A 14,354-nucleotide genomic window follows, 5' to 3' on the forward strand; every position below is an offset into this window, starting at 1 on the left:
AAAGATTGGCACAGTACCTACACTTTTCCTATTTTTGAAATTCCTATAAAAAAGGCAAAATAAAACATTATGAATTTACACGAATATCAGGGTAAAGAAATATTAAGCAGCTTTGGCGTGCGTATTCAGCGAGGTATTGTTGCACAAAATGCAAAAGAAGCCGTTGCAGCCGCTAAACAGCTTACAGAAGAAACCGGTACAGGTTGGCATGTAATTAAAGCACAAGTTCATGCAGGAGGAAGAGGAAAAGGCGGAGGAGTAAAACTAGCTAAAAACTTGCAAGAAGTAGAATCTATAGCAGAGCAAATCATTGGTATGAATTTGATTACTCCTCAAACATCTGCAGAGGGTAAAAAAGTGCATCAAGTATTGGTTGCAGAAGATGTTTATTATCCAGGAGATAGCGAGCCAGACGAATTTTATATGTCTGTATTGCTTAATAGATCTACTGGTCGTAACATGATTATGTATTCTACAGAAGGAGGTATGGATATAGAAACTGTTGCAGAAGAAACACCTCATTTAATTTTTACAGAAGAAGTTGATCCTGCTGTTGGTTTATTACCTTTTCAGGCTAGAAGAGTTGCCTTTAATTTAGGGTTAAGTGGTGCCGCTTTCAAAGAAATGACAAAATTTGTAATGGCTTTATACACAGCATATGTTAAATCTGATGCTTCTTTATTTGAGATCAATCCTGTTCTTAAAACAAGCGATGAGAAAATTATGGCTGTAGATGCAAAAGTTACTCTTGACGATAATGCATTATATCGACATAAAAACTATGTTGATATGAGAGATATTAGAGAAGAAAACCCAATTGAAGTAGAAGCGAAAGAAGTAGGGCTTAACTATGTTGACCTAGATGGTAATGTTGGTTGTATGGTGAATGGTGCCGGTCTTGCTATGGCTACAATGGATTTAATTAAGCAAGCAGGTGGAGAGCCAGCTAACTTTCTTGATGTAGGAGGAACAGCAGATGCAAAACGTGTAGAAACCGCTTTTAGAATTATTTTAAAAGATCCAAATGTAAAAGCTATTTTGATTAATATCTTTGGGGGTATTGTTCGTTGTGATAGAGTAGCACAAGGAGTTGTAGATGCTTATAAAAATATGGGAGATGCGATTAATGTTCCTATTATTGTTCGTCTACAAGGAACTAATGCTGATATCGCCAAAGAACTTATTGATAATAGTGGATTGGATGTTCAGAGTGCTGTATTATTCCAAGAAGCTGCAGATAAAGTTCAAGCAGTATTATCATAGTAAATAAGAATTGTAAATTTCTTTTATTATATACGAAAGCGATCTTTATTAGATCGCTTTTTGTGTTAAAAATAGTTATGATTAGATGTCTTTAGATTTAAAAAACATTATCGATCGATTAGATTTGAGCCCCCATCCGGAAGGAGGATTTTATAAAGAAACGTATCGAAGCAAAGGGGATATACCTCAAAGTGTTCTTGGAGCTAATTTTACGGGAGAAAGAAGTTATTGTACAGGAATTTATTTTCTTTTGACTTCGGATAATTTTTCTGCATTTCATAGAATAAAACAAGACGAAATATGGCATTATTATAAAGGTTCTTCATTATATGTGCATGTCATTACTCCTAAAGGGGTGTATAAAAAATATGCAGTTGGAACCAATTTTGACGAAGGAGAGGTTCCACAATTAGTTGTGCCGGCAGGATATTGGTTTGCTTCTAGTGTAAAAGATGAATCGAGTTATTCACTGGTTGGATGTACAGTATCTCCTGGTTTTGATTTTGAAGATTTTGAAATGGCAAGTAGAGATCAACTTATCAATCAGTATCCGGATCATCAAAAAGTCATTACACAATATACAAGAATGTAAAAAAAATCCCCTATCTGCATTGATAGGGCACTTTTTTATAGCTTAGTGAGCTGCTCTTTTTGGGTATGGAGGTCTTTTGTATTCTTTAGGAGGGTTTTGTTCTAACTCTTTTAGAATGATTTCTATAGCTTTTTCTAGCTGAGGATCCTTACCTTGTATAACTTCTGAGGGGAGTTGTTCTACTTCTATATCTGGTGCTACTCCTACATTTTCAACAATAAAACCATCTTCTGTCCATATAGCTACATTAGGAGCTGTTACACTGCCTCCATCAATAAATTCAGGGAAGCCTAATACTCCTACGAGACCACCCCAGGTTCTTTTTCCTACCAATTGACCTACTTTAAACTTTCTAAACATCCATGGTAGCATATCTCCACCAGATCCTGCAGTTTCATCGATGAGCATCACTTTTGGTCCTTGTATAGATGCACTAGGTGTTTTTAAATCTCTACCATACCTAAAATTCCAGTGGGATTGATAAGGGTTCATTAATAAATTAATATAGTAATCCGCTATCTGTCCACCACCATTAAATCTTTCATCAATTATTATTGCTTTTTTATGTGCTTGAGGAAAAAAGTATCTCTTAAAGTACTCATGACCCGCTCCTGCAGTATTTGGGACATATACATAAGCCACTTGATTGTTGGTAGCTTTATTCACTTTTTTAAGATTTCCTTCAATCCAATCCCGGTTTCTTAAACGAGATTCGTTTGCTATAGGTGTTACTCTAATTGTTCTAGAATTTTTGTAATTAGGGTTGGGACCTACAGTGATTTCTGTAATTTTGTCTGCGGTGTTTTCAAAATAGCTGAATATGTTATCAGAACTTTTTAGATCTTTTCCATTTACCGCTAATAAGTATTCTCCAATATTTATATTGATACCGGGTTCTGTTAAAGGTGACCTGAGTTCAGGGTTCCAGTTAAGCCCTCCAAATATTTTTTTGAATTGATATCGATCATTTTTAATAGTATAATCTGTACCTAAAAGGCCTCCTGGAATTCTTTTAGGAATGTTTAATTGTTCTCCTCTTCCTTGTAACCTATGGTGACCCACTGATAACTCACTACACATCCATTGGATTAATCGATTTAAATCATTTCTGGTAGTTAAATGAGGTAGAAATGCAGCATATTTTTCTTTCATCCCTTTCCAATCAGAACCATGCATGCCTGGATCATAAAAATAATCTCTGTTTATTCTCCATGCCTCTTCAAAAATATTTTTCCATTCTTTGGTAGGACTTATTTTAACCTGAATATCTTTTATTTTTAAAATGCCTTTTCCATTTTCCGGTTTTTTTCCTGTATCAGTAATCCCCCATGTATTCTTATTGCGATACAACATTTTTTTGCGATCAGAAGACACAAAAAAATCATCTGCCTTCATGATCTCTTTCCCTTCTCTTTTTTTGATGTCGTATTGATGTAGGGTAGAGGTATTTCCGTTACTAGAATTTGAAGATAAGTATAATAGTTTTCCTGCTTCACCAGCCTGTAAATTATAGTATTCACCAACTTTTATAGGAAAATCAATAATTCTATTTTGAATATTGTCAATATCGATGGTAAAAGGCGGCTTGGAGTCTTCTTTTTCTTTTTTGTTGTCGCTCTCAGGATCTTTCTTTGTTGTCGTATTATCAACTTCATCACTCTCTTTTTTGAAAGGAGAGATAACTTCTTTTTGTAGTGTAACCAAGTAAATAGAATTGGTTATTGACATATCTTGATTAGATTGATCAAACCAATTTACTATAGGACCTGCATCAGTTGAAGCTGAAAAATAGAGGTATTTCCCTTCTGGATCAAATACAGGATCACTAGCATTACTTAATCCGTCTGAAACTGCAAAAGATTTGTTTTGTTTGATGGAGTATAGGAATATTTGTTCAAAATTGTTTTCAATTATTTTTGTGTATACAATCCAGTTCGAATCTGATGACCAATCCCCAAAAAGATTTCTAAAAGGCCCCGGAACATAATATTCATCTTGATCTATTTTTGTAATTTTTCCTGAAGGAATATCTAGTAGATATACATTTCTTCCATTATCAGAGAAGCTAATTTTTTTACTATCAGGAGACCAGCTTGTGTAAGCATAAAAACCTGTGCCTGGGATTTTAAATTTTTTAGAAACTCCTTTTCCATCTTGCGATTTAATGTGTAATTCATATTCTCCTGATGCATCAGAAAAGAAAGCAATTTGTTTTCCGTCTGGTGACCAGGAGGGATATTTTTCGTGAGCTCCAGGAGTTAATGTTATGTTTCTAGGATCTCCTTTTTCTTTGGGAACGGTTATAATTTCTCCTCTGTAATCAAAAACAGCCCTATTGCCAGAAGGTGATATATGTGCAGAGCGAATATGTTGATGACCACTAACAAAACGATCACGTAATTCTAATAGATCGGTGGCAATACCAATGTTAAGTTTTTTAGTTGTTTTGTCATTAGTATTGTATATGTGTAGATGTCCAGCTTGTTCAAAGATAATGTTGTCACCTCCTAAATTCGCATTTAATATAGGAAATTCAGAATATTGAGTGAGTTGTTGTACCGTTTTTGAACTGGTATTATATGAAAATAAATTAAACTCTCCGTTTCTGTCACTTAAGAAAAACACATCTTCGTTCTTCCACATAGGTTGTGTGTCATTGCTTCCTCCGGCAGGTTGAGGGATTTTTACAATTGATTTGTCAGCAAAAGAAAATAACCAAATATTTGCTGTTGTACCTCCGCGATAATTTTTCCATTGTCTGGATCTTTCTGCAATTGGCGTGTATGCCATTTGTTTTGCATCTGAAGAATAAGTTGCATACCATGCATTAGGAATTTCTAATTCTGAAGGATATCCGCCTGTAATAGAAACCTGATATAATTTTGTATATCTACGTGTATGTACAGCTCTTCTAGAATTGAATAAGACATGTTTTCCATCAGGAGAAAACCCAAGTGTAATGTCCATTCCCGGGTGCCAGGTGAGTCTTTTGGGAACACCTCCATTTACTGGTACAATAAATACATCAGTATTGCCATCGTAATCTGCACTAAAAGCAATGCTTTTACCATCCGGAGAAAATACAGGATTAGATTCAATCCCTTTATCTATAGTGAGTCGTCTTGGCTGAGAGCCATCTAAGTTGGCTACCCATAAATCTTCTGCATAAATAAAAGCAATATGAGATTGACTGATAGTAGGTTGTTGCATCATTTTTGTATCAGAGGGATCGATCGCAAATGATTGTAATGTGATAAAAATTGAAAAAAAAGCAAGTTTTATCACCAAAGAGTTGATTTTTATCATAATGTTTGATGAATTGGATTATAGTTTTGACGATATGTCAAAAATCTTTGAAAATTAGTGTATTTTGATCTAGTATATTGTTAATCATTTTCTAAAATGTTTGAATATAATTTTAGAGCAATGTATTAAAAGGATAGATCGGTATACAATTCATCAAAATAGTTTTTAACTATAGAGTAAAATCAAATCTTTTTAAAGGATGCTACTGACTTATTTTTTATTGGCAGTAGTTTTAGAATTATCCTTTTTTTCAGGCATAGGCCCTCTAAGGTGGATGATAAGCCCATTTAAGAAGTTACGTAAAATTTGATCACCACATTCCATATATTTAGGATGATTTTCATTTCTAAAAAATGCTCCAAGCTCACTTTTAGAAACTTTAAAATCGACAAGAGCACATATTTTTACAATATCATCATCGCGTAACTTGTGAGCGACTCTTAATTTTTTGAAAATATCATTGTTTGTTAAACCCATGTTGCAAATTTATAGGTTTTCTACAAAATGAATTTAAAATGCAGTATGTTTCTTTCATTATAAAGTAATTGATTTGATATAATTTTCTTATTTTTCGATAAAAAGTAAAGGTTTTTTATGTATAATAAAGAAGAGAAACTAAGTCTGCTTTCCGAAATGATTCAATTTGCAAAAGCCGACAAAGAAATCAAAGAGCAAGAGTATAATTTTATCATAGCTGTAGGAGCACAATTAGGAGTTAATGAAGAAGAAATTAAAAAATTAATTAAAGAAAGAGCAGAAAAAAAGAACCTACAGCCCGAGTCACAACGTATTCTTCAGTTTCATCGATTGGTATTGTTGATGAATATTGATCAGGAAATTTCACCAGAAGAACTTTATCAAATCAAAGATATTGGATTGAAAATGGGGTTGAGACCAGAAGCTATTGATACTGTGTTAGAGAGAATGCATGACTATCCAAATAAAGTTATTCCTCCACAAGAATTGATGGCTATTTTTAGTCGATTTTATAACTAGTCGATATCGTTTGTTTGAACTGTTTTATATTCTATCGTTAGATTTGATTCTCAATTTATCTAACGATATCATTTTTTACGCATAATTGTCATCTATTTTCTAACAAATAAGACATTTTGTCATTTTTATATACTATGAAAATGACAAAATGTCTTATTTTTTCTATTGGAACTCTATTTGTAATACACTCATTGAATTTAAAATTTGAAAATAACTTTTAAAAAATAATAAAATGAGTGTAGTAAAAAGAACAAACAGATTACCTTTTCTTTTCGATGATTTTTTTAATACAGATTGGCTAGGGGGAACGATAAATACAAGTCGAATAGGTTTTAATACACCTGCTGTAAATGTAAAAGAGACAGATGACAAATTTGTTTTAGAACTTGCGGCTCCGGGGCTAAATAAAGAAGACTTTATCATTGAGTTGGATAACGACATTCTTGTTATTTCTTCTCAAATTGAGGCTGAAAATGAAACCAAAGAGGAAACAGGATATACTAGAAAAGAGTTTAACTATAATTCTTTTAAAAAATCCTTTAATCTCCCAGATACTGTTAATAGCAGTAGTATTAATGCGATGTATAACAATGGTGTGCTTTTAGTTGAATTGCCAAAGAGAGAAGAAGCAAAAGTACAGCCCAAAAGAAATATTGAGATATCATAATTTGATTTGAGATGTTTAGTTAGTTAATGTTATGTAAAAACGCCCTTGTAAAGAGGGCGTTTTTCGTTTGATACTCATTTGATGACATTTTGATTTTTATAATTCTAAATTTTTTAGTAGTATTGTGATATCAAAATAATATCATAATGAAAAACGAAAAAAATATAAAAGTAAGTAATGGGTATATGATGCTGTTTCTGTTATTAGCAGTCATTATAATAATGTTTGCAGGTATTATTCTCTTCAGAACTCCTTTGTTTTTAGTTCTTGTTATTGCCGTTTTATTTATTGTGAAAGGTTTTTTTATTGTAAACCCTAACAATTCAAAAGTGCTAGTATTGTTTGGAGCATATAAAGGAACAGTGAGAGAAAACGGTTTCTTTTGGGCAAATCCATTTTATTCAAAACAAAGAATTTCTCTTAGAGCAAGAAATTTTGACAGCGAACGAGTTAAAGTAAACGATAAAATAGGTAATCCTATCTTAATAAATGTAATTTTGGTGTGGAAGGTTGAAGATACGTATAAGGCAGCATTTGATGTAGATCAATATGAAGAGTTTGTGAGAATACAAACTGATGCTGCTGTACGAAAATTAGCGGGTTCATATTCTTATGATAATTTTGATGATGCTCAAGAAGAGATTACTTTAAGATCTGGAATGGACGAGGTAAACGAAGCGTTAGAAAATGAAATAACTGAACGATTAGCAATTGCCGGGATTAAAGTAATGGAAGCTAGAATTGGATATTTGGCTTATGCTCCCGAAATTGCAAATTCTATGTTGAAGAGACAACAAGCAGTAGCTATAGTAGCTGCCAGAAAAAAAATAGTGGAAGGTGCTGTAGGTATGGTAGAAGATGCTTTATTAAAATTATCTCAAGATAATATTATAGATTTTGATGATGATAAGAAAGCGTCTATGGTGAGCAACCTTATGGTTGTATTGTGTGGAGATAAAGAGGCAACCCCTGTAATTAATACAGGAACTTTACATTCTTAATTTATGAGTAAAAAAAAGTCATTTGTACTTAGAATAGATCCCAAAACTTTTAAGTTAATAGAACAATGGGCAGACGACGAATTTCGAAGTGTAAATGGACAAATAGAATGGATGATTCATAAAAGCTTAAAGGAGGCTAAGCGATTAAAACTTTCTAAAAACGAAAACGAATCAAAAGAAAAAGAATAGAAAACCTGTTGTTTTGTTTGAATTAGAGAAAGAATAAATTATTATCGTTATATGTAATTTTTATTCTATCTCAACATATTCTGATTTTCCGTCTGATAGATCTCCATTTAGCCAACTCCAATTAAATTTTAATGCTAGTTTTCCGCTTTGGTCTTTTGTAATCAAGCCTTTTGATTGGCCAACCTTTAATTCACCATCTTTAGTTAAACATTGAAATAAAAGTTCGATTTGAGAATCAGATGTTTGTTTACCAATAATAGACCCTTCTAATATAGCTCCGCCATTATATTTTCCTGTAATAGTGCTTCCTTTTTGGAAATAACAAAAAATAGTTTCGTTTGAGGATAATCCATTTTTATTTTCTACAGCTACAAATTTTCTGTTATTTAAATTCATGTGGATCAGTTATTTTAGATTTATTTTGGTTTATCCTTGCTACTTTTTGCCAAAGCAATACCCTGTTGCATTTTTTCTTCATATTCAGAATTGGGATACTTAGCAAGGCCTATATTGAAGTATTTTATAGCGTTTTGGTAATCTTTATGTTTCAAATAAAATTGTCCAAAACGATTCTGCCAATATGCGGAGTCGTATCTTTTTGTTGTTAGAACATCTTCGAATTCAGTCATGAATATATTAAAATATTTAAAATCATTTCTGTTCCAGGCTAACCAAATTAATCTATTTTTTGTCTTGTCGGTTATTTGCCCATCACCACCAAATCGTTTTGCTCGTTCTTTAAAATAGGTATTCAGATAGCTCATTTCTCCTGATTCGATATATTGTTGGATGCTTTCAAAAATAGGGGAGTCATAATTGTGATAATAATATCGCAATCCTTTATATAGTGACAGATGTGGTAAGCTTACATGCATTTCATCATTAAACAACTCGTATTTCCAAATTAGATTTTTAGGATTGTTCTTTTTTAATAATTCATAGAATGCTTCAGTTTCGTTGATGTTATAAATATCTTTTTTGGAGTTAGCCATAAATAGGTAAATCTCTTTTTCAGATGTAAACGTTTTAATTAAATCTTCAGAAGCAGATCCGCCATTAGTTATGATTGCTCCTGTAAAAACTTGATTATTTTTCAAAATTAGTTTACTTATATAATAAGCTGCATTTTCCCATCCAAAAATAATACGTTCTCTATTGGTTCTATAATTCGAATCAATATATTGTATTACTTCGCTAGTTAAGAAATCAGTAAATTTTTTGTTTTCATCTCCAAACAATGTTCTTCTTAATGGGTTACTATTATTGATACCAACAACAATCATTTCTGGGATTGTACTTGGGGTTCGCAATGCTTTTTGAATTGATACACCACTTGAGAAATACCATTGTCCGTCTAAAATATAGAGTACAGGGTATTTTTGCTCTGAGCTTGAATAACTATTTGGAGTGTAAATTTGAATTGTTCTATCTTGATCTAAGATAGAGGATTTAATTGTATGAGTAACACCTATGGTAACCTGAGAATTATCTTGTTGAGCAATACAAGTAATAGTTATAAAAAAGTATATACTGAAGATGAATAGTGGTTTCATAGAATTATCTTTTTACTTTATCTTTTTGAACTGATTATGAAAATTAATATATAAACACTGTTATACAAAGAGGTGTTTGTAATATAATTATTTTTTGCATCTTTTTCAGTTCATGAATAGTTAAGTAATAATAATCTCAAAAAAACATACTTTATCAAACCACAAGTGTATCCAATCAATATGCTAATCGTTGTAATGGTATATTTACTTCTATACCAGAGTTAGGAAGCTTAAGGTTGATGTAGTTTCCTGCACAATAATGTTCTAAACTTCCTCCGATTTCATCTCCCGTAATTTTGACTTCACGATTTTTTTTAAGAATCGCTACAACATCAGTACTTACCGAAAGAGAGTATTTGTCCACAAGTATTTCGACACTTCCTGAAAAACTATCGAGTTGAGGCAAAATTGTAGGGAGTAGTTCTTTTTTGAAAAAATATGAACCTTCAACTTTAGTAATTAATTTTTTAGAATCTTCAGATTCATAAAATGCAACAAGTTCCTTGTTTGTAATATGCTTCTTTGTTGGGAAAGAGTCTGACGAAACTTTTATTTGGTTATAGTATGCAAAAGGTTTATTAATCAAATATCTTAAGAGAATAGCAGCAGGACCGCTTTTTCCTCCTTTGTTTCCCCTTAAATCAATGATTAAATGTTTGGTTTGAGCTTTTATTGTTGTTTCTAATGATTTCTTGATAAATTTTCCGAGAGTAGAATTTTTTGCCATTTCATCAAGGTTTCTATTAAAAGATGTGGCTGTTTCATCTTCCCAAGAAGGAATTTTGAGAATAGCATTATTACCATTTACACTAAAAGATGGTCTTGATTGTTTGTTTCTTAATCCACTTTTGAAAAAAGATTTTCCCTCTAATGTTCTTGTTTTGCCATTTGCTAAGACAACTTCGAAGGTTTGAGAATTATCTATGAATGTGAAATATTTGATAGGGAATTCCATTTCTATAAAAGCATTTTTATAGGGAATTGTATTGCCATCACTATTAGAAAATGCTTGTAATCGATTCAATATTTCTTCTTCTTGATATCCATTGATCGATTTTAATCGCTCCCCATCAATCAAAATTTTATTATTATCAACTTTTGGAATGATTGGAAATAGTAATTCTTCCTGTAAGATATTCTGATAATAAGGATTCATAACATAAGTGTGCGCATCACTTACAGAAGAAATGAGTTTACTCATAATTTTATATTCATCCAACACATTTTTTGCAGATGGGATTTGTGCCTTAAGAGATGTAATGGTTTGATTAAAATCATTTTCACTTTGATAATCATAAATGCCTGGATGATTATTTTTTAAAGTTGTTATCAAGACAGTAAAATCTTCTGTGATCTGATCTTTTGTCAGTGTCTTATTATATGTTCCTTTTTCAACCAATTCCATTTTGCAGGTGGAGCAAGGTCCGTTATGGTCAAAAATTTCTAAATCACAAGAATCCTTACAGGGAAGACATATGTACTCTTTCTTTTTTTCTTGTTTACTCCCATATAATGTTATCGATAAAAGAAGAAGTATAAAGGTTAAATTTTTCATTTTTAAGACAGTGTTTAATTAAATAAAAAACAAACCTAATATTAACATTGACTATAGGAAAGGACAAAAATGCTAAGAATAGAGACATTTTGAAAGCAAATAAAAGCTTCTGCAGCTTTAGGAATGTATTCTTAAGATTTTTGGTGTGTATATTGAAATTTAAAGGAAATATTTAGAATGATTTGATAGAAAAGAAGTCTATTGTATTCTAGATACTATCGCATTTTCTTTTTGATAATAAAACACCATCTTCATCAGAATATACATATTCTCCCTGGTTGATTTGAGTTCCTTCTATTATGAGCATTTCTCCTGATACTCCTACATTTCTCTTACTACTTTTAGCAGGGCATGTTCCTATAGCTTTAATGCTTACATTCATTTCGTTGATTACTTTTGAGTCTCTGATACAACCGTATACAATAATTCCTTCCCAGTTATTATCATTGGCTAATTTTGCTATGTTGTCTCCTATTAATGCACATCGTTTTGAGCCTCCTCCATCAATAATTAGGACTTTTCCTTTTCCCGAATCTTCTAATGTTTTCCTTACAAAGGAGTTATCTTCAAATACTTTAAGCGTAACAACTTCTCCGCAAAAAGCTGTTTTCTTACCATAACTTTTTAGCTCTAAGTTCAATATTTTTAACTCTTTTGAGTATTGATCCCATAAATCTGCAGTTACTACTTTCATGGCGTTATTATTATAATTAATGTATTCTTGAACAGGATAAGTTTTTGAAAAATCAATACACGATATAACTATTTTGGTTTTGTATTGATATCATTATATTAAACCATGTCCTTTTTGACGTAAGAAGCTTTTTCAAAATCTCTAATATTCATAGATATTATAGGTACACTAGGAAACATATTTTTAAGAGAACTTACAATACTTTGAGAAAGAACTGCTTTTTGTTCATCTGTTCTACCTTGCATTATATTTCCGAATACATGAATAAAATTATCTTGTGTATTGCCGACAGTATAGTGTATAAAAGGGTTTATTCTCACCTTGATATCACCTTTGGCAAATAAACCTGTAGCATCTGCAGTGTTGTAAACTGTTTGTATAATTTCTTCAGGAGTTTTGATTTCAAGAATTTGGGCTGAACAATCTAAGATAAAATGTGGCATTATATGTTTTTGATTTATAAAGTTGTTTGATAATAGTGGTAATAAGACTTATACTTTTTGATCTTGTATTTTGTTTTGTAACATTTTTATTTCATCACGTAAACGGGCAGCAGTCATAAAATCAAGTTCTTTGGCTGCTTTTTCCATTTCTTTGCGAACATTCCTGATACGTGCTTCCAATTGCTCTTTTGTGAAATATGTCACTTCTTCTTCTGCTGCTTGTAATGTTGGAGCTGTTTCAAAGGTGTAAGGTTCTGCTTTTTTACCTGCAAGCGCATTATCAAGCGATTTTTTAATAGCTTTTGGTTTTAATCCATGTTTGGTGTTATAAGCAATTTGTTTTGCTCTTCGATATTCTGTAGCATCAATAGTTTTTTGCATACTATCGGTTATTTTATCAGCATACATGATTGCTTTTCCATTTACATTTCGTGCAGCTCTACCTACAGTTTGTACTAAGGATCTATTATTTCTTAAAAAACCTTCTTTATCTGCGTCAAGAATTGCAACTAGTGATACTTCGGGTAAGTCTAATCCTTCTCTTAATAGGTTAACACCTATAAGTACATCAAAAATCCCTTTTCTCAGGTCTTGCATGATCTCTACACGTTCTAAAGTATCTACATCACTATGAATGTATCTACATCGAATATTGATTCTTGTTAGATATTTGGCTAATTCTTCTGCCATTCTTTTTGTAAGTGTAGTGACTAGAATACGTTCATCCACATCGATTCGTTTTTGCATTTCTTCGATGAGATCATCAATTTGGTTCAAACTGGGGCGTACTTCTATTTCTGGGTCTAATAAGCCTGTTGGTCTTATGATTTGTTCTACATAAGTTCCTTCGCTTTTTTGTAATTCGTAGTCTGCTGGTGTTGCACTGATATAGATCACTTGATTTTGTAATGCTTCAAACTCTTCAAATTTTAGAGGACGATTATCCAAAGCAGCAGGAAGTCTAAAACCATATTCAACAAGATTTTCCTTTCTAGAGCGGTCACCACCATACATCGCATGTGTTTGCGGAATGGTTACATGACTTTCGTCGACAAGCATCAAATAATCATCTGGAAAATAGTCTAGCAAGCAGAAAGGCCTTGTTCCTGGCTGTCGCCCATCAAGGTATCTTGAATAATTTTCAATACCAGAGCAATACCCAAGTTCTTTAATCATTTCGAGATCAAAATTTGTACGTTCTTCCAGACGTTTGGCTTCTAGTGGTTTTCCGATTTCTCTAAAATATTCTACCTGTTTTCCAAGATCTAAAGCAATTTGATCAATGGCATTATTGAGTACTTCTGGTGAAGTCACAAACATATTTGCCGGGTAGATATTGAGTCTGTCATATTTTTCTATGATTTTATTGGTTTGCACATCAAATGCCTCAATTTCTTCAATTTCATCTCCAAAAAAATGTACTCTAAAAGCATCATCGGCATATCCCGGAAAAATATCTACTGTATCTCCTTTGATTCTAAAGTTACCGTGTTTGAATTCTCCTTCAGTTCTTGAGTATAGACTTTGTACTAATCGATGTAATAATGCTGTTCTGGATACAAATTGACCATTTGCAATAGAAATCACATTTTTTTGAAATTCAATAGGGTTACCAATACCATATAAACAAGATACAGAGGCTACGACTAATACATCTCTTCTTCCTGATAATAATGATGAGGTAGTGCTCAATCTCATTTTTTCGATCTCTTCATTAATAGAAAGATCTTTTTCTATATAGGTACCAGAAGTAGGAATATAGGCTTCTGGTTGATAATAGTCATAATAAGAAACGAAATACTCTATTGCATTTTTTGGAAAAAACTGTTTAAACTCAGAGTACAACTGTGCAGCAAGGGTTTTGTTATGGGCAAGTACAAGAGTAGGGCGCTGTACGCTTTCGATTACATTTGCAGCAGTAAATGTTTTTCCTGATCCTGTTACTCCTAATAATGTTTGATATTTTTCATCAGTTTTTATACCATCAACAAGCTGTCGAATAGCTTCTGGCTGATCTCCTGTAGGTTTAAATTCAGCTTCAATTTCAAACTTCATATTTTCGTTTTCTTTTTCAGAATAAAGATAGGAAATTTAG

At 32.2% G+C, this 14,354-nt stretch carries 14 protein-coding genes; 6 read left to right on the forward strand and 8 right to left on the reverse strand.

The genetic code is table 11. From position 1 onward, the window contains the following. The first annotated feature begins 69 nt into the window (after positions 1–69). Both sucC and FHK87_RS17675 read left to right on the forward strand, forming a co-directional pair. Positions 70–1,263 carry an ADP-forming succinate--CoA ligase subunit beta gene (gene sucC / locus FHK87_RS17670; RefSeq protein WP_140595091.1) on the forward strand — a complete coding sequence of 398 codons (1,194 nt, stop codon included), beginning with the start codon at positions 70–72 and terminating at the stop codon, positions 1,261–1,263. 85 nt (positions 1,264–1,348) lie between these two features. Further along, positions 1,349–1,855 (forward strand): cupin domain-containing protein, encoded by a 507-nt coding sequence (locus FHK87_RS17675; RefSeq protein ID WP_140595092.1) that lies wholly within the window; start codon positions 1,349–1,351, stop codon positions 1,853–1,855. Positions 1,856–1,897: 42 nt separating this feature from the next. Here the strand turns inward: FHK87_RS17675 and FHK87_RS17680 are convergent, their stop codons facing one another. Both FHK87_RS17680 and FHK87_RS17685 read right to left on the reverse strand, forming a co-directional pair. Beyond that, the gene (locus tag FHK87_RS17680; RefSeq protein WP_140595093.1) at positions 1,898–5,161 is read right to left on the reverse strand and encodes a S41 family peptidase; all 3,264 of its coding nucleotides are present in this window, start codon (positions 5,159–5,161) and stop codon (positions 1,898–1,900) included. A gap of 210 nt (positions 5,162–5,371) precedes the next feature. Continuing rightward, a complete protein-coding gene (locus FHK87_RS17685) occupies positions 5,372–5,638 on the reverse strand; it encodes a DUF1456 family protein (RefSeq protein WP_140595094.1) in 267 nt (88 codons plus the stop codon). 117 nt (positions 5,639–5,755) lie between these two features. Here FHK87_RS17685 and FHK87_RS17690 point away from each other — a divergent pair, with 117 nt between their 5' ends. The 4 genes from FHK87_RS17690 to FHK87_RS17705 all read left to right on the forward strand — a co-directional run bounded on the left by FHK87_RS17690 (position 5,756) and on the right by FHK87_RS17705 (position 8,014). Then, positions 5,756–6,157: a TerB family tellurite resistance protein gene (locus FHK87_RS17690; protein WP_140595095.1), complete on the forward strand. Its 402-nt coding sequence runs from the start codon at positions 5,756–5,758 to the stop codon at positions 6,155–6,157. Positions 6,158–6,389: 232 nt separating this feature from the next. Further along, complete coding sequence (locus FHK87_RS17695) at positions 6,390–6,824, forward strand: Hsp20/alpha crystallin family protein (RefSeq protein ID WP_140595096.1); 435 nt, start codon at positions 6,390–6,392, stop codon at positions 6,822–6,824. Between the two features lie 146 nt (positions 6,825–6,970). Further along, entirely contained in the window at positions 6,971–7,825 is an 855-nt protein-coding gene (locus tag FHK87_RS17700; RefSeq protein WP_140595097.1) for an SPFH domain-containing protein, read from the forward strand. A 3-nt stretch (positions 7,826–7,828) separates the two neighbouring features. Then, positions 7,829–8,014, forward strand: a complete 186-nt coding sequence (locus FHK87_RS17705) for an Arc family DNA binding domain-containing protein (RefSeq protein ID WP_140595098.1) — start codon at positions 7,829–7,831, stop codon at positions 8,012–8,014. Between the two features lie 60 nt (positions 8,015–8,074). Here the strand turns inward: FHK87_RS17705 and FHK87_RS17710 are convergent, their stop codons facing one another. The 6 genes from FHK87_RS17710 to uvrB all read right to left on the reverse strand — a co-directional run bounded on the left by FHK87_RS17710 (position 8,075) and on the right by uvrB (position 14,314). Beyond that, positions 8,075–8,410 (reverse strand): hypothetical protein, encoded by a 336-nt coding sequence (locus tag FHK87_RS17710; protein WP_140595099.1) that lies wholly within the window; start codon positions 8,408–8,410, stop codon positions 8,075–8,077. Positions 8,411–8,430: 20 nt separating this feature from the next. Continuing rightward, the gene (locus FHK87_RS17715; protein WP_140595100.1) at positions 8,431–9,567 is read right to left on the reverse strand and encodes an alpha/beta hydrolase-fold protein; all 1,137 of its coding nucleotides are present in this window, start codon (positions 9,565–9,567) and stop codon (positions 8,431–8,433) included. A 175-nt stretch (positions 9,568–9,742) separates the two neighbouring features. After that, entirely contained in the window at positions 9,743–11,122 is a 1,380-nt protein-coding gene (locus FHK87_RS17720; protein ID WP_140595101.1) for a S41 family peptidase, read from the reverse strand. 208 nt (positions 11,123–11,330) lie between these two features. Beyond that, on the reverse strand, positions 11,331–11,816 hold the full coding sequence (gene rraA, locus FHK87_RS17725) for a ribonuclease E activity regulator RraA (protein ID WP_140595102.1): 486 nt from the start codon (positions 11,814–11,816) through the stop codon (positions 11,331–11,333). A 98-nt stretch (positions 11,817–11,914) separates the two neighbouring features. Next, entirely contained in the window at positions 11,915–12,259 is a 345-nt protein-coding gene (locus tag FHK87_RS17730; protein WP_140595103.1) for a 5-carboxymethyl-2-hydroxymuconate Delta-isomerase, read from the reverse strand. 48 nt (positions 12,260–12,307) lie between these two features. Further along, positions 12,308–14,314: an excinuclease ABC subunit UvrB gene (gene uvrB / locus FHK87_RS17735; protein ID WP_140595104.1), complete on the reverse strand. Its 2,007-nt coding sequence runs from the start codon at positions 14,312–14,314 to the stop codon at positions 12,308–12,310. Positions 14,315–14,354 lie beyond the last annotated feature (40 nt).

Origin of the sequence: Aquimarina algicola (genome assembly GCF_006443095.1) — a bacterium.
In the GTDB taxonomy this organism is placed as follows: Bacteria; Bacteroidota; Bacteroidia; order Flavobacteriales; family Flavobacteriaceae; genus Aquimarina; species Aquimarina algicola.

Bases quoted from the DNA above. Each gene is read 5' to 3' on its own strand.
- sucC (WP_140595091.1), top strand. From the start codon at position 70: ATGAATTTACACGAATATCAGGGTAAAGAAATATTAAGCAGCTTTGGC.
- FHK87_RS17675 (WP_140595092.1), top strand. From the start codon at position 1,349: ATGTCTTTAGATTTAAAAAACATTATCGATCGATTAGATTTGAGCCCC.
- FHK87_RS17680 (WP_140595093.1), bottom strand. From the start codon at position 5,161: ATGATAAAAATCAACTCTTTGGTGATAAAACTTGCTTTTTTTTCAATT.
- FHK87_RS17685 (WP_140595094.1), bottom strand. From the start codon at position 5,638: ATGGGTTTAACAAACAATGATATTTTCAAAAAATTAAGAGTCGCTCAC.
- FHK87_RS17690 (WP_140595095.1), top strand. From the start codon at position 5,756: ATGTATAATAAAGAAGAGAAACTAAGTCTGCTTTCCGAAATGATTCAA.
- FHK87_RS17695 (WP_140595096.1), top strand. From the start codon at position 6,390: ATGAGTGTAGTAAAAAGAACAAACAGATTACCTTTTCTTTTCGATGAT.
- FHK87_RS17700 (WP_140595097.1), top strand. From the start codon at position 6,971: ATGAAAAACGAAAAAAATATAAAAGTAAGTAATGGGTATATGATGCTG.
- FHK87_RS17705 (WP_140595098.1), top strand. From the start codon at position 7,829: ATGAGTAAAAAAAAGTCATTTGTACTTAGAATAGATCCCAAAACTTTT.
- FHK87_RS17710 (WP_140595099.1), bottom strand. From the start codon at position 8,410: ATGAATTTAAATAACAGAAAATTTGTAGCTGTAGAAAATAAAAATGGA.
- FHK87_RS17715 (WP_140595100.1), bottom strand. From the start codon at position 9,567: ATGAAACCACTATTCATCTTCAGTATATACTTTTTTATAACTATTACT.
- FHK87_RS17720 (WP_140595101.1), bottom strand. From the start codon at position 11,122: ATGAAAAATTTAACCTTTATACTTCTTCTTTTATCGATAACATTATAT.
- rraA (WP_140595102.1), bottom strand. From the start codon at position 11,816: ATGAAAGTAGTAACTGCAGATTTATGGGATCAATACTCAAAAGAGTTA.
- FHK87_RS17730 (WP_140595103.1), bottom strand. From the start codon at position 12,259: ATGCCACATTTTATCTTAGATTGTTCAGCCCAAATTCTTGAAATCAAA.
- uvrB (WP_140595104.1), bottom strand. From the start codon at position 14,314: ATGAAGTTTGAAATTGAAGCTGAATTTAAACCTACAGGAGATCAGCCA.